Consider the following 20709-nt stretch of genomic DNA (forward strand, 5'->3'; position numbering starts at 1 on the left):
TGCAGTCCTTTCATTCAGATGCGGCGCCGAAGCGACGCGCAAGGTGTTCAAATATTCGAAAGCTGATGAGGATCGTGGTCATGACGACCGCTATTCGCGTGATCTGGAATGCTGTCACGGTTGTCGTGTCGAGGTGCATTGCCGTTGCCGTAAGCACCATTTCGGTTACGCCCGCGGGTGCAACAGCGAGGAGACTGGTGACAAAGGAAAGGCCCGTTGCCGCCGAAAGCAGCCAGGCCAAGCCCAGAGCGACCGCAAGCAGAAATGCCGTAGTTGCAAATGCAGAGAACGTCACCCTGGACAAGCGCCCAAGCAAGGAACGGCGAAAGCGGCAGCCCAGCCAGATTCCGATGACGACTTGAGCGACCACCAGGACAGTCGAAGGGACGGCAAAGGGGCCGAACCCGAAGCCGGCCACGAGCCCGCCGATGAGCGCAGGAACGAGCAGCCAGGTATTGGGGATCTTCCAGGGGCTCGCCAAATACCCCGCAACGGCCGCCAGGACGTAGAGCGCAACAAGTGGCATTGCCTCGGCCCGGAAGGGTATTGGCACCGCGGTGATGCCACCATCTTCCCCGAAGATGGTGACGAGGAACGGCACGACCGTTACGATCGATGTCACGCGAATAAGGTGGACGACCGCCACCGTGTCGCTGTCGGCGCCCTTCTGATGGGCAACCACGGCCATCTCGGCCAAGCCCGCAGCGGCGGTAGCAAAGAACGAGGTTCTAAGGTCGAGCGCGGCGAGCTTGCTGATCATGAAGGCGGCAATCATGGTCGCGATGATCATCAGGATCGTTGCCGCCAGCATGAATGGCAGCATGGCGATGATGGCGATGACGACCGTAGGGATGAACCGCAAGCCGATGGCAAGTCCCACAGCAACCTGTCCAAGTTCGCGGCCATAGGGCACGGGCGAGATCGGCGCGCTGAGTATCGACGCGCCGGCGCACGTCAGCAGCGGACCGAGAAGATAGGGCAGGGGCATCGCAACCATCCTGGCAGCGATTGCCCCCAATACGCCGATAAGCAGCGCCAGAGCGACCCGGGCGGGAGCGCGGTCGAAGAGTTTTGGACCTTGCCCACGCCAAAGGGTTCCTGAATCGGGCATTCCGGGCCGTTTGTCAGCCGACCGAAATCAGGCGTGATGTCAGATCGTCTAATGACGAAAGCCGTTCGAGGCCGCGGACAAGTTCAACGATCTCGTCTGCCCTTGCCCGTGCCATGCCGGCGAACTCGGCGTTCTCGCGAAATTTATCGGCGACTTCATCGTAGCTCATGGGGAAAGCAGGACTGCCTTTGCCGAAATCCGCGCGTCCGGAAATTTTGCGTCCGTCCTTAAGATGGATGTCGATCAATGTCGTCATCAGATGGTAGCCCGCTGCCTCGGCCTCGTCATCGATGACGAAATCGACCTTTTCAATCATTGCCTTTACGTCGTCGCGTTCGACGGCTGCATCTGTGAACTCGTTGAGACCGGCACGACCGTCGAGCAAGAGGATTGCCATGCAGAATTCCATCGAGAATTTTGCCTGCAATTCGTCCTTCGGGCGATGGTGGATAAGGGCGTTCGGCATGTTGGAATTCGTGCCGACACGAACGCGTTCCACATCTTCGGCCCGGATGTCATGCTCCTTGATGAGCCGTAGCATCTCGGTCATCCCGGGATGGGTGAGCGAGCCTGAAGGATGCGGCTTGATGGAAATGCCGGGGTTCGCGAATGTCCACGGGGCACCGAGCTTGTTTAGGATCGCGTTCTGGTCGTATCCGCCGCCGGCAGCTGAGAAGAACCCCCGGGGCGCCTCGAGAATACGCGCAGCGGCAGTCCAGCCATAGGACGCAAACTGCGCCGCTGCGACGCCGCTTTCGGAGGAACGGCCCGCGTGGAAGGGCTTGGTCATGGTCCCGAAATTCTCGCGCAGTCCGGCGGACTGGCTTCCTGCGATCGACAGGGCGCGTTGCGTGGTCGGCACGTCGAAGCCCATAAGCCGCGCGCTTGCCGCGGCCGCCGCAAAGGTTCCGCAGGTTGCAGTGGCGTGAAACCCTGTCTGATAGTGCCGGGGAGCAATCGCCTCTGCGATCTTGCATTCGACTTCCACGCCGAGGTGATAGGCGAGCATCAGGTCCTTGCCCGTGCCATTGACGAGTTCCGCTACCGCCAGTGCCGCCGGCAATGCCGGTGCGGTGGGATGCGTCAACAGACCGTAGACGCGATCCTTGGCCACGGCGAGCTGCGTGTCGTCATAGTCGTCGGCATGGATGCCGACGCCATTGGCGAAGGCCGCAAAGCGAGGTGCAACCTTCCGGCCGCCGCCGATCACGGTTGCCGCGCCGTCGGCGAGGCCAAGGTCATCCAGGTGTTGGCGAACCAATTCGCCGCTTTTCGCGACTGAACCGGAGAGGGCGAGGCCGAAACCATCAAGTATCGATTTCTTGCCGAGCTCGATAACTTCGCTCGGAAGGTCGTCAAACTTCGTCTCGACAACAAAATTGGCAACGTACTTCGTCAGTTCGGCATCTGCCTGATTATTCTGGTTCATGCTCAATCCTCTTTTGGCGCTGCCTTGCGGCAATTCGAGTTTGACCATGCTGGTGAGATTGTTAATTGTCAACAGTTTTATGTTGGCAAGCTGATTGAGAAATCGGGTAAAAAGCCAAGCACGCGTTCACTTGACCAAAGGTTAGGTCTGGTAAGGGGCTCTTTGAGCGGCGCGGGCTTTAGGTGCCTGTCGGCTGGCCGGCGCGGCGGGTGCGGACGATGCCGTTCAGAATATGCGTACGCGCCGCAATCAGGCTGCGTATCGGGTCGCGGGCTTCGAGCGCATCGACAATGGCGCGATGCTCCTCGTTTGAAATATGCAACACATCGTGGCTCGAGAGCGCACGGTACCGCTGAATGTGCAATTCGCGCACAAAGCTCTGATAAATGAGCTCCAGCCGGTTATTACCGGCCATGTGGGTGATCTGCTTGTGAAACTCGAGGTTGACCGGATAGTAGACGTGAACGTCGCCAAGTTTGACGATCTCGTCCATCCGGGCAAGGAGTGCTCGCAGGATCCCGATCTGGGCATCGGTTATGCGCTCGGCAAGGATCATCGCCATGCACCCGAAAACGCCGGCGCGCGCCTCCGAAAGGTCCTGTGCTTCGTCATTGGTCAGCGCCCGAATGAAGAAGCCCCGATTGGGAATGATTTCGATGAGCCCCATCGCCGCGAGCGCGCTGCATGCTTCGCGAATTGGCCCCCGGCTCACGCCCAGGCGTTGGGAGAGGCCGTTTTCGTTGACCCGTTCGTTGGGCTTGAGTTCGCCGTCGATGATCATCCGCTCGATCTCGGCCTGGACCACATTTGCAAGCGAACGGGTGCGGAGAAAATCGATCGCGGACAAATTCTGTGGTGCGTTCGTTGTGTCGGTCATGAGCAAGCCATCGTGACGGGTCTATGAAACGGGTCCAAACTCAGTCCTTTCGAGTTTTGCTCCCAAGCTTTCGTTTAGCAGCAAATGCTTAGGTTGGCGACCCTGCTCGATGGCGGGGTCCACCGCGATTTTAGCACACGATATGCCTTAACCCCGCGCATTCATTTGCGATCCCCCGAGCACCGGCACCCGGTTGGCCACGAAAACGACGGCGAAGGAAGCGGCGAGCAAGATAATGCCGAGAACGCAGATCGCCCCGAGATCACCGCTCTCGTTGAGATCGTAGATGATGACCGAAACCAGCTTGGTATTGGCTGTGGTCAGCAAAATCGTCGCGGAGAGTTCGCGAATGGTGCCGACGAAAACGAAACACCAGGCAGCCACCACGCTCGTACGCAGCAACGGTGCCGTGATGTCCCACAGGGTGCGCAGACGTGACGCGCCCATGATGCGGCCCGCTTCCTCGAGCTCCGGGTGAACGCCCGAAAAGGCGGATGACATCTGCTGGTATCCTGCGGGCAATTCGATGGTCATGAAGGCGATCAACAGGATCCAGATGGTTCCATAAAGCTGGAATGTCGGGTTGGCATAGCTAAGGAACAGGCCGACGCCCAGCACGATCCCGGGGATTGCCACCGGCGCCGTCGCAAGGACACCCAGGAAGCGGGAACCCGGCACTGAACGGCGCGTAACGAGGTACGACACGATCAGAGCAATAGCCGTCACAGCCGTCGCCGTCAGGAAGCCAAGAAGGAACGTGTTGCGCAGAGCAAGCTGCGTCGCCGAAAACTCGAACAGCACGAACCTCCAGTGACTAAGGGTCAGCGTGGAGAGATTGATCGGGTCGCCAACCGTGCCTGTAAAGGCCGTCTTGAGGATGGCAAGGTAGGGCAGGAGGATCGTCAGGCTGAGGATCGAGAACACGAATAAAATGGCGGCCCATTTCCAGCGCCCGAGTTCCGTTACCCGCGGAGTTCCGCTCTTGCCGCCGAGAACGGTGTATCCCTTCCGGCCGAGGATCGACTTCTGCGCGCGCAAAAGGATGATGGTGATGATGAGCAGCGGCAACGCCGCCGCAGCTGCGAGACCGAGACGGGGCGGAAACTGAAACAGGCTCCAGATCTTCGTAGTGATCACGTGAAATCCTGCGGGAAGCGCTAGGATGGCCGGCGACCCGAACATGGTCAGCGCTTGCAGGATGGCGATCAATGTCCCCGCGAGCATTGCGGGCAATACCAGTGGTATTGTCACCTTGCGCAATGTGGTCATGGATTTGCCGCCAAGGATCGAGGAGGCATCCTCGAGATCCGACGGGACCTTGTCGAGCGCGTTGGCAACTAGGGTAAAGACGTATGGAAACGTGAAGCAGGCAATGGCGAAGATCAGGCCGCCGAATGTGTAGATGTTCACCAGATACTGGGATGAATCGAGGCGGAACACACTCCGGTAGATGATGTTCACAAGCCCGCTATTGGGCGCGGCAAGAATCTCATAGGCGATGGCGCCGAGAAAGGGCGGTGTAACGAACGATGCAGTCACCAGCATGCGGATGATGCGCCGGCCGGGCAGGTCCGTTCTGGCCACCAGCCAGGCCATTGGCGTGGCAACGACGCAGGACAGCAGTCCCACGCCGAGCGCCATGGCAATCGCCAGTCCATATGCCCGCAGCAAGGTCGGATCGGCAACGAGTGCGATAAAATTGTCGAGCGTCGCCCCTCCACCCGTATCGCTACGAAAACTGTAGAAGGCGAGCCAGAACAGTGGCAGGAGTACCAGAACGCTCAGGATGAGGGATAACAGAGCGAAAGTTGGCCATGAAAGGTCGATGCCGCTGCGCCGACCCTGAACCTGAGCGATACTGGTCATGATCAATTATGTCCCGAAATACTTTTCGTAGTTGGATTTGATGGTCTGGATCTCAGGCTCGAGTTTTGCCGGATCAGAATGAAGGATCTTGATCTTGGAAAGCGGGGTGCGCCCCTCCTTTTCCTTCACATCGGGATGGAAGGACCTCAAGCCGCCGAAATCGCTGTTGAGCTGCTGCGCATCGAGCGAGAAAAGATAGGCATAGAACAGCTTGGCAGCATTGGGATGCGGTGCCTGCTTGAGAACGGCCGCATTTCCGACCGCCAGCGGCGTGCCCTCGTCCGGATAGATGATCTTGATCGGCTTGCCTTCATCGATCAAACGAAAGACGTTGTATTCATTGCCGTCCACCTCGAGAGCACGTTCGCCCTGCGCAAGCTTCTTCGGCGGCTCGGTCGAGGACTGGACCTGCATGATGTTCTGCTTGCCAAGCTTCTCGAAATATTCCCAGCCGAGAAGCTGGCTAAGCACGAAGGTCGAGGTCATTACGGTGCCGCTATAGCCCGGATGCGCCTTCACCATCTTGTCCTTGAAGCGCGGGTCGAGCAGGTCTTCCCACGTTTTCGGCGCCTCTTCCTCTTTCATAAGGTCGGAGCGGTATGCAAGGACGGAAAGATGCGCGCGATAGGCGGCAAAATTGCCATCGGGGTCACGTTCGTCCGCCGGCCATTTATCCGCGACTTCCTGCGGCACCATGGGGGTGAGCCAGCCTTGGCGTTTGAAATATTCGAAATGCACAGCGTCGGATGTTTCGATCACGTCGGCATTATAGATGCCGGTCGAATATTCCTGGCCGATGCGCTGGAATACCCGTTCCGATCCGGCGCGTTCCACCTGGACATCGATGCCCGGGTATTTCGTCTTGAATTGCTCAGCCAATTTCTCGGCGACCGCAACGTCGGTGGCCGTATAGAACACGACCTTGCCCTCGGCTTTGGCGGCAGCCTCCAGTTCTGGCGTAATCTGATAGGGGGCTGGCGCCTCGGCAAAGGCCGCGGACGATACCGCGAGCCCCGAAGCGAACAGCGCGGCAGACAGCGCTTTCTTCCACATGCGTAGTTCCTCCCTTATTGCGCGAGCGCCCGGCATTTCTCTGGCGGGAAATGCAGCCATACCTCCTGGCCGACCGGGATCGCGACGTTGACTGGTGCGACGGTGCGCACCATTTCTCCACCGGCGATGGAAACGAGGTAATCCCGGTGCGAACCGAGATAGATCTGCCGAGTAACCGTGCCAATTGTCGTGTTGGTGTTGGCACCGTTCGGCTTGGTCGAGAGTTCAATGTCGTGGTGGCGGATCGAAACCGCTGTCTTTGTGGTGCCGTCAGCCGTGCCGTTGCCACAGCGCAGCACAAGGCCGGACTGACACAGGACGCTTTCCTTGTCGTTTCGCGTTCCGCTGAGGATGTTGGTCCCGCCGATAAACCTCGCCACAAATTCAGTCGCGGGCCGCTCGTAGATGTCCTCAGGGGACCCTGACTGCTCTATGCGGCCGTCGTTCATCACCACGATAATGTCTGCCGTGGTCATTGCTTCGGCCTGATCGTGGGTAACGTAGACAGTCGTGTAGCGGAATTCGTCATGGAGCCTGCGGATTTCGAACCGCATCTCTTCGCGCAAATTGGCGTCGAGATTGGACAGGGGCTCGTCCAGCAGCAGTATTTCGGGTTTGATCACCAATGCCCGCGCCAACGACACACGTTGCTGCTGTCCTCCGGACAATTCGCCCGGATAGCGGTCCGCAAGCTGGATAAGCTGAGTGGCGGTCAGAATGGTGCGGACGAGTTCGGTGACTTGAGATTGCGACATTCGGCGCAACTTCAAGCCGTAAGCCACGTTTTCAAAGACTGTCATGTGCGGCCAGAGCGCATAGCTCTGGAAGATCATCGACATGTTGCGGGCTTCAGGCGGAACGGTACCGCGCGATGAAGAGACGACCTTGCCGCCGACGCGTATTTCTCCGCCATTCGCTGGAGCAAATCCTGCGATGAGCCGCAAGGTTGTGGTTTTGCCGCAGCCGGATGGGCCAAGCAGGCAAACCAGCTTGCCCTGATCGACCGACAAATTCACGCCTTTTACGACTGTCAGGCTACCGTAGCTCTTCGTCAAACCGTCGAGTTCCAGAAATGCCATCACACCTCCCAAGTGTTGGCGGCAACGTGTTGCCGCTCCTGTGGCCACTGCAGTGAAGGTAGGCAGCAAATTGAAGACTGTCAACAGATTACTATTTTATGGTGCGATGAACTTCTTGTGTTCGCAGACACCGTGGTGAAGCCGCCCGCGTTCCCGCCGCAGTTGGTGGGGCACCCCAAGGTTATTGATCTGTCAGAAAGGCGGCTGAGGGAGTCCACGGCGATGCAGAGGCGTTGACCGCCCCAACCCCATCATTGAACAAATTGGGTTGTGGCATTTAACGTCATCGGCATGCACACAGCGACACGGAAAAGGATCGATCGTCCGGAACTAATTCTCTCGCAAAATGCGATCCATGGCTTTTCCGCGAGCCAGTTCCTCAATCAGCTTATCCAGGTAGCGGATTTCCCGCATGATCGGCTCCTCGACATCCTCCACTCGAACGCCGCAAACCACGCCCGTGATCAAGGTTCTCAAAGGATTGGGGTGAGGGGCCTCGGCAAAGAATGTTTCAAAATCGGTTTGTTGTCCAAGCTGAGTTTGCAACGCCGTCGCGTCATAGCCAGTCAACCAAGACATGATCTGGTCGACCTCTGCCTTTGTGCGTCCCTTTTTCTCGGCCTTGGCAACATAATGAGGATAGACGCTGGCGAAGCTCGTCGTATAGATCCTGTGTTTAGCCATCGATTCCTCCGGCTCAGCAACGCGCCCGCGACCAACCCGAGCAAGGCTTGGAGTTTAAATCGCAATCGGCGTTAGCCAAGGCTGATCGACGGCTGCCACGCTGTCAACAGCCGCATAAACGAGGCGACGCCTTTGCCGGCCCGTGCATCGGTTCCGTCAAAGGTCGTCGACACCATTCATGATTTCAGGCCGTGCGTTTGGGTCTCACACCGCTTTCGAAGGTCTGGTTGTCTGCACCAACAGTGTGTGCGCTTTCGCCTGTGACCCCGAGTTGAGGGAAAAGCAATTCCGCCACACTGAACGCTTCTTCAAGATGCGGATATCCCGAACCGATAATCGTGTCGATGCCGATTGCCTGATACTCCCTGAGGCGGGCAGCGACATTCTCTGGGCTTCCGACGAGCGCAGTGCCGGCGCCGCCCCGCACCAGACCAAGACCAGCCCATAGGTTGGGGCCGACGACCAGCTTGTCACGGCGTCCGCCATGCAGCGCCGACATCCGCTTTTGCCCGACGGATTGCGAAACATTAAGGAACTCGTTCTGGGCTGCGGCGATCTGATCGTCTGTGATCCGGCTGATAAGGTCGTCCGCGGCAGCCCAGGCCTTCTCTTCGGTCTCTCGTACGATGAGATGGATGCGCAGGCCAAAACGAATCCTGCGGCCCTGGGCAAGAGCGCGTGCCCGTACGCGGCCGAGCTTTTCTCCAAGCTGGTGCACGGGCTCTCCCCAGCTCAGATAGACATCCGCATGCCGCGCGGCAACGTCGATGCCAGCGTCTGAAGAGCCGCCGAACCAGATTGGCGGATGCGGCGACTGGACTGGAGGGAAGGAGAGGCCGCGGCCGTGGGAAGAAAGATATTTGCCTTCGAAATCTGCTGCTTCCCCAGAAAGTATCCGTCGCCAGATCGTGAGAAACTCGTCGGTCTGTTCGTAGCGTTCACCATGGCCGAGTTTGTTGCCGTCGCCCGCGAGATCCTTGGGATCGGCTCCAGTCACGACATTGAACAGCGCCCGTCCGTTGGAGATCCGGTCAAGCGCGGCAGCGTGACGCGCGAACATTGCAGGGGTCCCGCTCCCGGGGCGAAGCGCAACGAGAAAGCGAAGCCGTTCCGTCAGTGGCACGAGCGCCGCTGCCGTGATCCAGGCGTCTTCGCAGTATGGCCCCGTTGGCAGGAGCACGCCCTTGAAGCCCAAACGGTCCGCCGCCTGGGCGATATCGCGCATATAACCGAAGGTCGGCGGGCGATGACGTTCGTCGCTGCCAAGGTAGGGGCCGTCGCCGTGGGTCGGGAGGTACCAGTATATGTCCAGTGGACCAGCAGATGCAGTCATGGTTTCAAACCTTAAATTAGAGTTTGCCCTTCCAGGGCGCGATACGATTTTCGAGAAAGCGCATCCCCGTGGCGAACGCGAAGGCGAAGATTGCGATGACGATGAGCCCGACAAAGACAACGTCTGTTGCAAGGAAATTGGCAGCCGACATGATCATATAGCCGACGCCGGACTGCGCAGCGATCAGCTCCGCCGCCACCAGCGTTGAAAGGGTCGCGCCGATTGCAATGCGCACGCCAGTGAAGATCTCCGGAAGCGCCGAAGGAAAAATGATCGACGTGAATACCTGATAGGATGTCGCGCCGAGCGAGCGGGCAGCGTTGATGCGCTCCTGCGGTACCGAGCGGACACCCGCCTGAGCCGCGAAGCAAATGGGGGCGAACGCGGCCAGACTGAGCAGAACAATCTTGGACGCCTCACCGATTCCGAGCCATATAATCATGAGCGGCAGGTAAGCGAGAGGCGGAAGGCCCCAGTAGATGTCGATGGGAACACCGAGGATGCCCTTGGCCCAGCGGTTGAGGCCCATGAGCAGGCCAACCGGAATGCCGAGGCCGATCCCGAAAGCGAGGGCGACGCCTATGCGTCCAAGGCTGGCAAGGATGTGATCGAGGAGGGTCCCGTTCGCATAGCCTTCCGAAGCGACGGCGACGGCCTGCACCGCGACATCTGATGGTGAGGGCAGGAATAGCGCTGAGGCGAAGTGATACTTCGTTGCGATGATCCACAAGGCCAGCAACCCGATCAGGGTCGCGAAACTGATCACGGCGGTCCCATGCGTCTTTTTAATGCGACGCGGCTGCTGCGTCCGTTGTCTCTTGACTTCGGAAATGGCCACTGCGGGGTCTATCACTGCGCTCATCATGAGCTCCTCTCTGCAATCGCGGCATATAGTTATCAGGCCGCGTGTCGCTCGTTGTGGCTGGCGGGCGTGTGGATGATCGAGCGTATTTCTTCACGCAGTGACACGAATCGGGGGTGGGCGAGGATGGGTCCGAGGTCACCGGTTGCTGCAAATGTCCGGACAAAATCGGCCTCGTAGCGAGCGACGATACGCCCAGGCCGTGGGGACATCACCAGAATATGGGTGCCGAGCGCCAGAGCTTCTTCGATCGAGTGCGTGATGAAGAAGACCTGCTTTCGCGTCTTGGCCCAGACCGTCGCCAGAAGCTGTTGCATGTTTTCCCTGGTGAGGCTGTCAAGTGCGCCGAAGGGCTCGTCCATCAGCAGTATCTTGGGGTCGGTGGCGAGTGCACGCGCTATGCCGACCCGCTGACGCATGCCACCGGAGAGTTCATAAGGGGGCTTGGTCTCGAAATCCGACAGGCCGACCAGTTGCAGGAGTTCGCGCGCCTGACGATACCTTTCAAGCTTGGGCACTCCGCGGTAGCGCAAGCCAAGCGCGACATTGTCGATGACATTCGACCAGGGCAGGAGCGTATCCTTCTGGAAGACGACACCGCGATCACCGCCGGGCTTATCGACGGGTAGGCCATCGATAAGAATCTGTCCCTCGGTCAGCGATTGAAAGCCGGCAATGGCATTGAGCAGGGTTGACTTTCCACATCCCGACGCACCGAGTGCGACAACGATGGAGTCCGGCGGAATGTCGAACGAAACCCGATCGAGCGCGTGAATTTCCGTTCCGTCGGCGGCTTCGAACTTTACGGTGGCGTTGCGGATTGAAAGCATTGTCGAGTTCCAATGAGGATGGCGGCCGGCAAGTGGCGGCCGCCATGCGGTTGCAAGATTTCAGTTGGAAGCAAGTGCGGCTGCTGCATACTGCGGGTCGACGAAGTCGCCGTAGCCGTCTTTGACCGCCGTTATCTTCTTCTGCTCCTTGAGGAATGCAGCCGTGTCCTTCAGCGTCTTGGCGACGCTCCCCTTGTCCCCGCCGCCAAGCCATGCATCGGTGACCTGCTGATCCAACGGAACAACCACGGTGGTGTTGAGCCAGCCGGCATTTTCTTCGGGCGTGCCGCCCTGAAGCTTGGCGATCAGCTTGATATTGTCGGACGCCGGGCCCCAGGCATCAGGGTGGTTGGCAAAGTCGACGTAATACTTGTCGATGAGACCGACATATTTGGCGAGAAAGTCAGGGTTCTTCTTCGAGAAGTCGCCGGTTACGACGAGCGAGCTGAACACGGGCGCGCCGCGCTTGGAGACTTCGCCAGAGGTGATCAAGACCTTGCCATCCTTTTTCAGTTCGGAAAGCGCCGGATCCCAGACGAACGCGCCATCGATGTCGCCACGCTTCCATGCGGCGACGATCTGCGGCTGGGGCATCGCAATGACCTGAGCATCATTTTCGGTCAGGCCTTCCTGCTTCAAATAGGCCAGCAGCTGATAGTGGTCGGTGGAGACCGGAGCTGCTGAAAACTTCTTGCCCTTGAGAACAGCCGCGGACTTGATCTCCGGCCGAACGACCAGGGCTTCGCTGTCGCCAGCGCCCGCCGTAATGTAGATTCCCTTGACGTCGAGGTCCTTGCTGACCGACGCCGCGTAGGGGCTGGAACCTACGTCGCCGATCTGGACGTCGCCCGAAGCGATCGCCGCAAAAATATCGGCGCCGGAGTTGAAGCGGCGGAACTCGATATCCCATCCGGTTCCCTTGGCAAGTTCGCCATTGGCAATGCCGACAAGGTATGGAACCGCGCCGGTCTGATATGCGATGACGACTTTTTTCGTATCCTCTGCATGCGCGGAGGCGATAAGCGAAGCAATCAGACCGAAAGCTCCGAGAACTGTTTTGATGCGCACGGTTGTACCCTCTCTATTTACCCATCAGCCAAAGTGGCGAGGACGAGACGAAATGTTTCCACAATGTCTACCAAGTTGGTAGACTATTCTTTTCAAGATTCGCGCGTTTCGTAAAACAGTCATCCTGCTGCGGGGGCGGCGCTCGTTGAAAACTGTTCGAGGATGAAGAAACCTCGACTTGGCGCGCCAGGTCGAGCGGGTAAGACTAAGGTCCTAACGGGTCGCGTATAGGTCTGTAGGACGTATAATTTCCTGATGGACGGCGGTTTAGTTAGGGAAGAAGACGGGCCACCGTGGCTCGCCGGCCCTTCCCGCCAAGGCGGGCCGCGGCCTCCTTAGGGAGATTTGACCCATGAAAATCGCTCAATCCATTATGACCGGTGCCGGAGTGATCGCACTAAGCTTTCTCGGACTGACTGCTAGTACCAGCGCTTCCACTCAGTTCGATCCCCATCTGACCGAATCCGGCACGACTAACATGATCCTGATGGCCCGCAGTGGCTCGGACAATAGTGGCCGGGGCAGCGATCATGATGGCGGTGGCGATGACCACGGCGGCCGCGGTGACAACGGCGGCGGTGATGATCACGGAGACCGGGGCAATGACGACGGAGGCCATCATGGTCGTGGGGCTGATGATCCCGCAGGCGACGATCATGGCGGTCGCGGTGAAGCCAGGCATGGACGCGGCGCTGACGATGCGCCGGGGGACGATCACGGTGTCCACCAAGGCGTCCACGATCAGAACGACGATCACGGTGTCCACCGGGGTATCCACGACCAGAACGACGATCGTGGATTGCATCAACGCAGGAAAGTCAGCGATCAACGTGTTATGCTTACAGGTGACGCCGGAATAGGCGTTTGCTGAGTGGCAGACCGACGTTGCCGAAAAACTGTGTCGTCGCGCTGTACGAAGCGGCGGCACAGAGTCATATGAGGTGAGTTTTGAATCGGGCAGGTATCCGTTCCATCGCGACAGATTGCAGGGCTGCCTCTGCAATCCGTGTCTCCTTGCTTGCCGTTGCCCTGTTGTCGGGGGTTATTGGCCCGACGAGCTATGCCTGGGGCGACAAGGGATCGGGTTCCGGATCTTCGGGAAGCTCCGGTTCCGGCTCAAGTGGAGGATCGGGTAGCGGTAGCTCCGGTTCCGGCAGTTCGGGATCGGGGTCGAATTCCGGATCCGGTGGGGGTTCGGACAATTCCGGCTCCGGATCGAGCAATTCAGGCTCTGGATCGGGCGGTTCGCGAGGATCCAGTAGTTCGGGATCCGGTTCAGAGAATTCTCGCGCAAACTCAAGTGACAGCGAATCGCAGGCAACACCCTCCCGTTCCGCAGGGCAGGAACGCGTCTATCAGGGAGGATGGACCGAGCGCATCCGTAACGGCCGCTACGAAATCTTCGACCCACAGGGCCGCTCGGTCATCAACAGGAAGGCGATCCCTGCCGATGCGCTCCGCATCGACAAAAGCAGCTCCCGCTAGGCCGTTTCAGGATTGCCAGCGCGCCTCGCGCAGCAACAAGGCAGCTTCGGTGCGATTGCGCACCTGTAGTTTCTGCAGAATGCTGGTCATGTGATGTTTGATGGTTTTTTCCTGCAGGCCGATTTCGCGTGCGACTTCCTTATTGCTTTTGCCGTTGGAGACGAGCGTAAGGATTTGTTCCTCGCGCGGCGTCCGGGAGTGAATGGCATCGGCAATTTCGGCAACAGGCTGGCTCGGCGCTACCGTTGCGCCCGAACCGCGCATTTCCGTAAGGATGCGCGCTGCGAGCGCCGGTGAAACATAGCGTTCGCCGGCAACGACATTCTGGATGATTTCGCAGAGGCCTGCTGCCCGGACACCCTTCAGAACATAGCCGTGGGCCCCGCTCCGTAGTGCCTGCAACACATCCTCGTCGCTCTCCGAGACGGTGAGGATGACGACCTTCAACTCCGGGCTGGCTTCCAGAATAGTGAGGAGCGCACTCAGTCCTCCGCCCGGCATCGACAGGTCGAGAAGCGCTACGTCAGGCCGCAGCTCGTTGACCAGGCGGACGGCGTCATCGGCGCTCGAACCTTCGCCAACAACTGTGAATCCCTGCTCGGAAAGACTGACAGCAACGCCTTGCCGAAAGAATGGATGATCGTCAACGATGATAATCCTGATGCTTGCCGTGGTCATGCGTCCCGCCCTCCCGGTAGATGCATTGTAACGATCGTGCCGTGCCCCGGCGATGAGTTGACGACGAATGTCCCACCCAAACCTGCAAATCGCTCCTCAAGTCCGGTCAATCCAAGGCCCTTGTCTGCCCTGGCTGGATCAAAGCCCTTGCCTCCATCGGCCACTGTCGCGCTTAGCCCCTCGTTTGCAGATACGACGGTGACCTTCTGGCCTATCCCGTTCGCATGGCGAAACGCATTGTTGAGGCTTTCCTGGACAAATCGGTAGAGGCCGATCTTTTCGGCCTGGTTCAATTCCGGGAGGTTGTCACCGCATTGGAATTCAACGCTCGTTCTGGTTCTGCTTTCATGCGCCTTGATCACCCGCATGCAAATCTCCCGCGTTTCAAGGTCGTCGAGTTCCGGCAGCATCAGCCCATGACAGATATTGCGGACCTCCTGCAGTGCTTCCTCGAGCGAAGTCGTGACTGTTTCGAGATCAGGACCCATCACCGATCCCTTTGTTGCAGTTTCGAGCCGCAGACAGGCGAAAGCGATGAGTTGGGAGGGACCGTCGTGCAGATCAGCCGAGATGCGGCGAAGATATCGCTCATTGAGCGCCGCGGTGCGGTGCGCGGCCTGCTCCGCCCGTAATCGAAGCGCCCGATTTGAATTCAACAGGCGATTTAGTTCGTCGAACCTGACTCTCAAGATCTCGGCTTGCCGTGTGATCAGGCGGCTGCCGCGCGCCACGATCCCAAAAAGCACCCCGAGCATGGCGAGTGTGACCAGACCAACGACAATCCAGCTGCGCAGGCGGGCGCGGTTTAGATCGGCTTTCAGGTCCGTGGCGATCTCATAAAACTCCGCAACGCCGATCACCCGGCCGGACCATGGCTGCCGGATAGGGCTGTAGATTTCTAGGAGCGGAATTCCCTTGGCGCGTTCCGGCGCATTTTCAGCGCTGTCGAGTTTGTCGAACTCAGCCTGAACCGTGCCCGCGAAAGCTCCCTGCAAACGATCGCTGATTGGAAAACGGCGACCTACGATTTCAGGTTGATTGCTGAAGACTACGCTGCCATCTGGCTTCCACACTTTGAAGGACACAATCTTGTCGCCAAGCACACCCTGTCCAAGTGTCTCCGTCAATGCCAGGCGCGCACCTTCCCCAAGAGTGTCCGAGTCGGCCAGCTCCTGGGTGAGGGGGGCGATGATACTGTCGACATAGAGCGCGGTGGCGGATGCCGCATTGCGGGTAACGGACTCCTCAATGCGGGAGGTGACCCAGAAGGCAATGATGGCCATGCCTACAATCAACACGGCGCTCGCAGCGAGGATGAACTGACGGGCAAGCGTCATTCCACCGAATAATTCGGCCGTTTCAGTTGGTGGAGCGGATTTGGCGAATGTCGTCGTCAGCGGCTCGCTCCATTGTGTTTTCTATGTCCAGTCCTGCCTATCCTGTTACAGGCATTCAATGCCTCCTCGAACAAGGCCATTCAAACTAAACACGCGGGCACGCCAATTTATTCATCGGGGACCAACGGGTGGATGGGGTTCTCCGTGGTCCTTGGCCGGTTCTTTCACTAAGCCATCAATTATCGATTTCATGCTCAAAGCAGCCCGTGACGCCGGCATGTCGGTACGGACGACTTTAGTAATGCAGGAGCCAGGGCGTGGACCACGCGACGTAGTGGTTCACGCCCCGGTCCGGTCAGTAATCCCAGAATATGGGAACCCAGCGAAAGGCATCCCCCTCGACCGCCACATGGCCGATGGATGGGAACGGCAGGTGCGTTGCTACCAGCAGCTCGCCGGTCGCTGCCAGCTCCTTCAAAAGGCGGACGCGGACCCGGGCCGCTTCCTCGGGGTCGTGTTCGAAGCCGTTGAACCAGTCGGGATGCTCGAAGCCGACCGCGAACACGGCGTCGCCGGCGAACATCAACCGGTCGTTGCCGGACGCGAGGCGCACCACGCTGTGCCCCGGGGTATGACCGCCGGTGCGGGTGGCGACCACCCCGGGCGCAACCTCGTACTCTTCCTCGAACGTCTGCAGATTGCTGCGGTACTCTTCTGCGAACCGCTTGGCCGCCGCACGAAGCGCATCCGGGAAGCCCTCAGGCATGGAGACGTGGGAGAAATCCGGGTGTGTCCAGAACTCGACTTCGGCTTCCGCCACGTGGATCCGCAGGTCGGAACGCAGCTGCTCCTTCACCCCGTCGACGAGAAACATGCCAATGTGGTCCATGTGCATGTGTGTCAGGATCACGTCGGTCACCGACGCAAGCTCGATGCCGGCGGCCTGCAGCCGATGGGCCAGCTGCCCGGCACGCGGCAAGTTCAAGTTGGGGTCGTCCCCCAGCCCGGCGTCGATGAGGATGGTCTTGCCGCCACTACGCACCACGACCACGTTCAGCCCCCAGTCGAGCTTATCCGTGGGCAGGAAATTGTAGCTGAGCCAAGCCGCCCGGTCGGCAGCATCGGCGTTGTGGCCTAACATCTTGCCTGGCAACGGCAGTACACCATCGCTTACAACCATTACGTCAATCTCGCCGATCTTCAGTGCGTAGCGCGACGGGACCAGCTCGTCGGGCGCAGGTTTAACGGCGGGGTGTGAGGTCTGTAAATTCATATCAGTTCTCCTGTTTCTTCGCCTGCTGACCGCCGTCTTGTGCACGGCATGGTTGACGTTATTTCGCGGCCTGTTTGCGGACAATTGGGGTCAGGGACAGACCGGGCCATACGGTCGTATAGGTCCGGCTACCACGGCCGACGGGCGAGCCGACGCAGCGGAAACGGGCGATAACGCCGCCAAACCGGCGTTTCGAACGGCCTTTGGCGGCATCAGAAATGGGATTGCCTTTGAGCGCACCATTCGGCGCGCGAGGGCATATGTTACGCGCGCTGGTAAAGCTGATGGCCCTGCAGCATTGGGCAGCGATACCAAAGCATAGGTTCGCTCATCCATTAACCAGGAGGGTATAGCTGGCCGTATAATGGGTAGACGGGATCAAATCACGCACGATCGACCAACGGCGGTCTGGGCCGCCGCCGCTTTAGAGGCGCTTCTCGAAGAAGGTGTCAGGGTAGGGGTCGTCATTGAAACGTGCGATCTCAGTCCAACCGGTTCTGCGATAAAGCTGCTGCGCTTCGGTCAGCGCACTATTCGTATCCAGACGCAGGACCTCTATGGATAGCTCACGGGCGAAATTTTCGGCGGCAGCCATAAGCCGTTTTGCCAGCCCAAGTCCCCGTGCCGATGGCGCGACCCAAAGCCTTTTGATCTCCGCAACCTCGCCGCCACTGCCCTTCAACCCGACACAGCCTATCGGCAGAGAATCCGATGTGGCTACCAGGAATACACCGCGCGGGCGGATCATATCCCCGGCGTCCGGATCACGCGACAGCGAAACGTCGAAACCCTTCTCGAAACGGCGCCCGAGCTCGGCGTAGTATTCACCGAGACAATAGGCGGCGTCCGCATGTCGAGGATCTTTCTCCTCGATTGCGATGTGGCTGCGCCTCAGCGCGGAAGCAACGATATCCATGGCGCGCAGAAGTTCTTCCGGCTGGGAATGGCGCGCCAGAAATGTTGTCGCCTGCGCATTGGAAAGCGCTTCGTATGCCTGAAACTCGGAGCGGCCGGTTTTGGTCAACCTGGCGATGCGCCGACGCGCATCCTGCGGATTGGATACAGTCTCAATGAGACCTTCTTCTTCAAGGCTGCGCAGCAGACGGCTCATGAGACCCGAGTCGAGATCGAGATCATCGCGGATAGCCGCAACATCGGATTGTCCTTGGCCGATCAAATTAAGTACGCGCGCCGCGCCAAGCGGACGGCCGCGTCCGAGGAACGAGGTATCGAGAGCTCCGACTTCGGCGGTGACAGCACGGTTGAAGCGACGGACGCGAAAAACGGGGTCGTAAGTCATTTTATCTGACTTAGGTCAGACAATTCGTTCTGTCAATACATGCCGCCTGCTGCCGCTATAAATTGCACTTCTGGTAAGTTACATATGTGTTCTCGCCGAAGGGATCGAACCGCTTAAGCTCCGACGGGTTGGGAATGTCGAACCCGACGGAAACGTTTTCAACGATCATCGACGTCTCACAGGATAGCTGGGCCGAAAGATGCGACGACTTCGTTCGAATCTTCGTGACCGTACAGACCGCCATCGGCCCCGCAACCTTGTTCCCAGCGAAAAGGAGGCCGGTTGTGGTTGAAGCAATCCGATCCTTGAATTCGATTTTACTGCCGACCTTCTGAAAGATCTCTTCGCATTTGCTACCTTTCATCGCCCAGGCACCCTGGAGATCCTTTATTGTGGCTGCTTGCGCACCATATCCGGTCACTGTGGCAAACAGCGTGACCAAAAGCGCTACTCGAACCCTGTACATATTTGCCCTCCGAATGGTGCCCTCTGTCTATCGTCCGTCAGCCCCACGATCGCTCGTGAGTTTGCCGGCTAATTGCACGTGCCAAGCCTATTTTCCTTTTTTAGAGGCGTTGAACGTATCAATATATCCACGTGCAACAGCGCGGACGCCTCTGCCAATATCGTCATAGACATCATCGGAAAGATTGGCGAAGGAGACGCGGACGCTCCAGTTCGGCGCATCGAAACCGCCGCCATTGAGAAGCACGATCGAATGGTCTTCCGCCAGGCGATAGACGAGGTCGAGCGGATGGACATGCTTTTTCAGCCACTTCACCATGTCGTCGCCGACATATCTGCGCAGCCAGAATTCGAAGTCGATCGTGCCGTAATAGTAGGCAAAGTTTGGATTTGGCTGGACATCAAGCGGCAGGCCTTCAAGAAGACTATCGACGCGGCTGTGACAGATATCCATGCACGCCTTCTGGTAAAGCTTTTCGGTGTCCATCAATTCGCTGAGCGAAAACATGGTCATCATCACCTGTTGCGGCAGGGACAGCCCTGCGGTGTGATTGAGAGCGACGTCGCGACTGTCAGCAACGATCCGGTCAATCATTTTGAGCTTGCGGGGCTCGAGCGTGATCGAGATGTAGCGCTTGTCGACAGCCTCCAGTTCCTTTTGAGGGAGCTTCTTTGTCATCTCGTCCAGTATGTTCTTCTCATGAATGGCGATAAGGCCAAGCCGCCAGCCAGTGCAACCGAAGTATTTTGAAAACGAGTAGACGCCGATGGTATTCTCCGGCAGTTCGGCGACCAATGAGCGGAAGCCCGGCACGAAGGTGCCATAGACATCGTCGGTCAGAAGCAGCAAGTCGGGCCGCTTCTTCTTGACGAGATCCACGATCTTCTTGATTGTAGGCGCATCGATCGCCATCGAAGTAGGGTTGCCGGGGTTAACGACGAAGAAGGCCTTTATCTTCGGATCCTCGAGCTTTTTTATCTCTTCGTCCGAGTATTGGAAGCGATGCTCTTGCGTTGCCTTGATGTGGACGGCCTTGAACGCATAGTCTTCAAGTTCCGCGATTTCGATGTACGGCGTGAATATGGGCGTCCCCAGCGCGATCGTATCGCCCTTTTTGAGGATACGGTTGGCGATCAATGACTTGAAGATGTAACACATCGCGGCAGTGCCGCCTTCCACCGCATAAAGGTCGAATTTACCGGGTGGAACCTTGTCGCCGCACATCGCCCACATGAGGTAGCGGTGCGCCACCTGTTCGGCATGGACCAGCATGCGGTCAGGCACGGGGTAATTATCGCCAATGATCGAATCCGTCAGCTCGAAGACAAAGGCATCGGCGTCAAATCCGAAGGCCGTGACGGCATGTTCAACCATCTTTGTCAGGAAGTCTGCCCCCTGCATATCGGCATGCTTCTCGATCCAGGCCTTGAAGCGCTCGGCGATGTCCTTCTGCTGCGGCATGCCGGCAACACCAGCGGTGGGATTGTCCATCGTACGGCGGCATTCGGACAAGGCGAACTGGCCGAACAGGAAGAACCCCTCGCGGGGCCTGGTCGCAATCCAGTTTGGATTACCGCGCCCTGCATTGAGCAGCACCTTTGCCGATTTCTGTGAACTGCGTTTCGCGAGCTTGATCAATCCGTCCTTGATTTCAAACGGGCTCATCTTCTCGTAGTCGCGGTAATCGATGACTGTCATAGGGTCTTCCTCCCCGGTAATACAAAGTAGCCACGGCAGTTTTGGAAAAATTCGTTCCGGCTTTCACTTCGGCGAGCAGAATCGGGAAGCTGGTAAGCCATAGTGCAACTCTTCAAATTACTTGAAGTCGTCACAGTTGAGACTAGCAAACCCTCTAGGTTTGCAGCACGTACCATACAGTATGATACAGGATACTACTTTTTCCATGGGCTCCGCAGTGTAAAACTCGCATGATTGATCTGTTCCGGCCGACAACGATGGACCGTTCCAAATTGTTGGA

Annotated in this window: 19 protein-coding genes; all 19 read right to left on the minus strand. The window is 58.4% G+C overall.

Annotated features, from left to right (window positions below):
- Positions 1 to 10: 10 nt before the first annotated feature.
- Positions 11 to 1111, minus strand: coding sequence for an AbrB family transcriptional regulator (locus GF108_RS20380; RefSeq protein WP_153670156.1), 1101 nt, complete (start codon positions 1109 to 1111; stop codon positions 11 to 13).
- Between the two features lie 13 nt (positions 1112 to 1124).
- Positions 1125 to 2540 (minus strand): MmgE/PrpD family protein, encoded by a 1416-nt coding sequence (locus tag GF108_RS20385; RefSeq protein WP_172982688.1) that lies wholly within the window; start codon positions 2538 to 2540, stop codon positions 1125 to 1127.
- A gap of 178 nt (positions 2541 to 2718) precedes the next feature.
- Entirely contained in the window at positions 2719 to 3417 is a 699-nt protein-coding gene (locus GF108_RS20390; protein WP_091951425.1) for an FCD domain-containing protein, read from the minus strand.
- Between the two features lie 147 nt (positions 3418 to 3564).
- A complete protein-coding gene (locus tag GF108_RS20395) occupies positions 3565 to 5283 on the minus strand; it encodes an iron ABC transporter permease (protein WP_051615237.1) in 1719 nt (572 codons plus the stop codon).
- Positions 5284 to 5289: 6 nt separating this feature from the next.
- The gene (locus GF108_RS20400) at positions 5290 to 6336 is read right to left on the minus strand and encodes an ABC transporter substrate-binding protein (protein ID WP_027232720.1); all 1047 of its coding nucleotides are present in this window, start codon (positions 6334 to 6336) and stop codon (positions 5290 to 5292) included.
- Between the two features lie 14 nt (positions 6337 to 6350).
- Positions 6351 to 7415 (minus strand): ABC transporter ATP-binding protein, encoded by a 1065-nt coding sequence (locus GF108_RS20405; RefSeq protein ID WP_091951423.1) that lies wholly within the window; start codon positions 7413 to 7415, stop codon positions 6351 to 6353.
- 330 nt (positions 7416 to 7745) lie between these two features.
- Entirely contained in the window at positions 7746 to 8099 is a 354-nt protein-coding gene (locus GF108_RS20410; RefSeq protein WP_153670157.1) for a DUF2200 domain-containing protein, read from the minus strand.
- Positions 8100 to 8283: 184 nt separating this feature from the next.
- Positions 8284 to 9432 carry an FMNH2-dependent alkanesulfonate monooxygenase gene (gene ssuD / locus GF108_RS20415; protein WP_153670158.1) on the minus strand — a complete coding sequence of 383 codons (1149 nt, stop codon included), beginning with the start codon at positions 9430 to 9432 and terminating at the stop codon, positions 8284 to 8286.
- Positions 9433 to 9448: 16 nt separating this feature from the next.
- Positions 9449 to 10294 (minus strand): ABC transporter permease subunit, encoded by an 846-nt coding sequence (locus tag GF108_RS20420; protein WP_153670159.1) that lies wholly within the window; start codon positions 10292 to 10294, stop codon positions 9449 to 9451.
- Positions 10295 to 10329: 35 nt separating this feature from the next.
- The gene (locus tag GF108_RS20425; RefSeq protein WP_153670160.1) at positions 10330 to 11124 is read right to left on the minus strand and encodes a taurine ABC transporter ATP-binding protein; all 795 of its coding nucleotides are present in this window, start codon (positions 11122 to 11124) and stop codon (positions 10330 to 10332) included.
- A 60-nt stretch (positions 11125 to 11184) separates the two neighbouring features.
- Entirely contained in the window at positions 11185 to 12192 is a 1008-nt protein-coding gene (locus GF108_RS20430) for a glycine betaine ABC transporter substrate-binding protein (protein WP_370462241.1), read from the minus strand.
- Positions 12193 to 12589: 397 nt separating this feature from the next.
- A complete protein-coding gene (locus GF108_RS20435; protein WP_153670161.1) occupies positions 12590 to 13021 on the minus strand; it encodes a hypothetical protein in 432 nt (143 codons plus the stop codon).
- A gap of 229 nt (positions 13022 to 13250) precedes the next feature.
- A complete protein-coding gene (locus GF108_RS20440) occupies positions 13251 to 13394 on the minus strand; it encodes a hypothetical protein (RefSeq protein WP_153670162.1) in 144 nt (47 codons plus the stop codon).
- 289 nt (positions 13395 to 13683) lie between these two features.
- Complete coding sequence (locus GF108_RS20445) at positions 13684 to 14355, minus strand: response regulator transcription factor (protein WP_153670163.1); 672 nt, start codon at positions 14353 to 14355, stop codon at positions 13684 to 13686.
- Positions 14352 to 15692 (minus strand): sensor histidine kinase, encoded by a 1341-nt coding sequence (locus GF108_RS20450; RefSeq protein ID WP_153670164.1) that lies wholly within the window; start codon positions 15690 to 15692, stop codon positions 14352 to 14354. The genes GF108_RS20445 and GF108_RS20450 overlap by 4 nt, the downstream gene beginning before the upstream one ends.
- A 355-nt stretch (positions 15693 to 16047) precedes the next feature.
- Complete coding sequence (locus tag GF108_RS20455; protein ID WP_153670165.1) at positions 16048 to 16965, minus strand: MBL fold metallo-hydrolase; 918 nt, start codon at positions 16963 to 16965, stop codon at positions 16048 to 16050.
- A gap of 424 nt (positions 16966 to 17389) precedes the next feature.
- On the minus strand, positions 17390 to 18265 hold the full coding sequence (locus tag GF108_RS20460; protein ID WP_153670166.1) for a helix-turn-helix domain-containing GNAT family N-acetyltransferase: 876 nt from the start codon (positions 18263 to 18265) through the stop codon (positions 17390 to 17392).
- Between the two features lie 55 nt (positions 18266 to 18320).
- Positions 18321 to 18707: a hypothetical protein gene (locus GF108_RS20465; protein WP_153670167.1), complete on the minus strand. Its 387-nt coding sequence runs from the start codon at positions 18705 to 18707 to the stop codon at positions 18321 to 18323.
- 111 nt (positions 18708 to 18818) lie between these two features.
- Complete coding sequence (locus tag GF108_RS20470) at positions 18819 to 20429, minus strand: bifunctional aspartate transaminase/aspartate 4-decarboxylase (protein WP_153670168.1); 1611 nt, start codon at positions 20427 to 20429, stop codon at positions 18819 to 18821.
- Positions 20430 to 20709 lie beyond the last annotated feature (280 nt).

Source organism: Phyllobacterium sp. SYP-B3895, from assembly GCF_009647635.1.
In the GTDB taxonomy this organism is placed as follows: domain Bacteria; phylum Pseudomonadota; class Alphaproteobacteria; order Rhizobiales; family Rhizobiaceae; genus Phyllobacterium; species Phyllobacterium pellucidum.

What these genes read in the sequence shown, in the direction of transcription:
- GF108_RS20380 (WP_153670156.1), bottom strand. Translation starts at nt 1,111, where the DNA reads ATGCCCGATTCAGGAACCCTTTGGCGTGGGCAAGGTCCAAAACTCTTC.
- GF108_RS20385 (WP_172982688.1), bottom strand. Translation starts at nt 2,540, where the DNA reads ATGAACCAGAATAATCAGGCAGATGCCGAACTGACGAAGTACGTTGCC.
- GF108_RS20390 (WP_091951425.1), bottom strand. Translation starts at nt 3,417, where the DNA reads ATGACCGACACAACGAACGCACCACAGAATTTGTCCGCGATCGATTTT.
- GF108_RS20395 (WP_051615237.1), bottom strand. Translation starts at nt 5,283, where the DNA reads ATGACCAGTATCGCTCAGGTTCAGGGTCGGCGCAGCGGCATCGACCTT.
- GF108_RS20400 (WP_027232720.1), bottom strand. Translation starts at nt 6,336, where the DNA reads ATGTGGAAGAAAGCGCTGTCTGCCGCGCTGTTCGCTTCGGGGCTCGCG.
- GF108_RS20405 (WP_091951423.1), bottom strand. Translation starts at nt 7,415, where the DNA reads ATGGCATTTCTGGAACTCGACGGTTTGACGAAGAGCTACGGTAGCCTG.
- GF108_RS20410 (WP_153670157.1), bottom strand. Translation starts at nt 8,099, where the DNA reads ATGGCTAAACACAGGATCTATACGACGAGCTTCGCCAGCGTCTATCCT.
- ssuD (WP_153670158.1), bottom strand. Translation starts at nt 9,432, where the DNA reads ATGACTGCATCTGCTGGTCCACTGGACATATACTGGTACCTCCCGACC.
- GF108_RS20420 (WP_153670159.1), bottom strand. Translation starts at nt 10,294, where the DNA reads ATGAGCGCAGTGATAGACCCCGCAGTGGCCATTTCCGAAGTCAAGAGA.
- GF108_RS20425 (WP_153670160.1), bottom strand. Translation starts at nt 11,124, where the DNA reads ATGCTTTCAATCCGCAACGCCACCGTAAAGTTCGAAGCCGCCGACGGA.
- GF108_RS20445 (WP_153670163.1), bottom strand. Translation starts at nt 14,355, where the DNA reads ATGACCACGGCAAGCATCAGGATTATCATCGTTGACGATCATCCATTC.
- GF108_RS20450 (WP_153670164.1), bottom strand. Translation starts at nt 15,692, where the DNA reads ATGACGCTTGCCCGTCAGTTCATCCTCGCTGCGAGCGCCGTGTTGATT.
- GF108_RS20455 (WP_153670165.1), bottom strand. Translation starts at nt 16,965, where the DNA reads ATGAATTTACAGACCTCACACCCCGCCGTTAAACCTGCGCCCGACGAG.
- GF108_RS20460 (WP_153670166.1), bottom strand. Translation starts at nt 18,265, where the DNA reads ATGACTTACGACCCCGTTTTTCGCGTCCGTCGCTTCAACCGTGCTGTC.
- GF108_RS20470 (WP_153670168.1), bottom strand. Translation starts at nt 20,429, where the DNA reads ATGACAGTCATCGATTACCGCGACTACGAGAAGATGAGCCCGTTTGAA.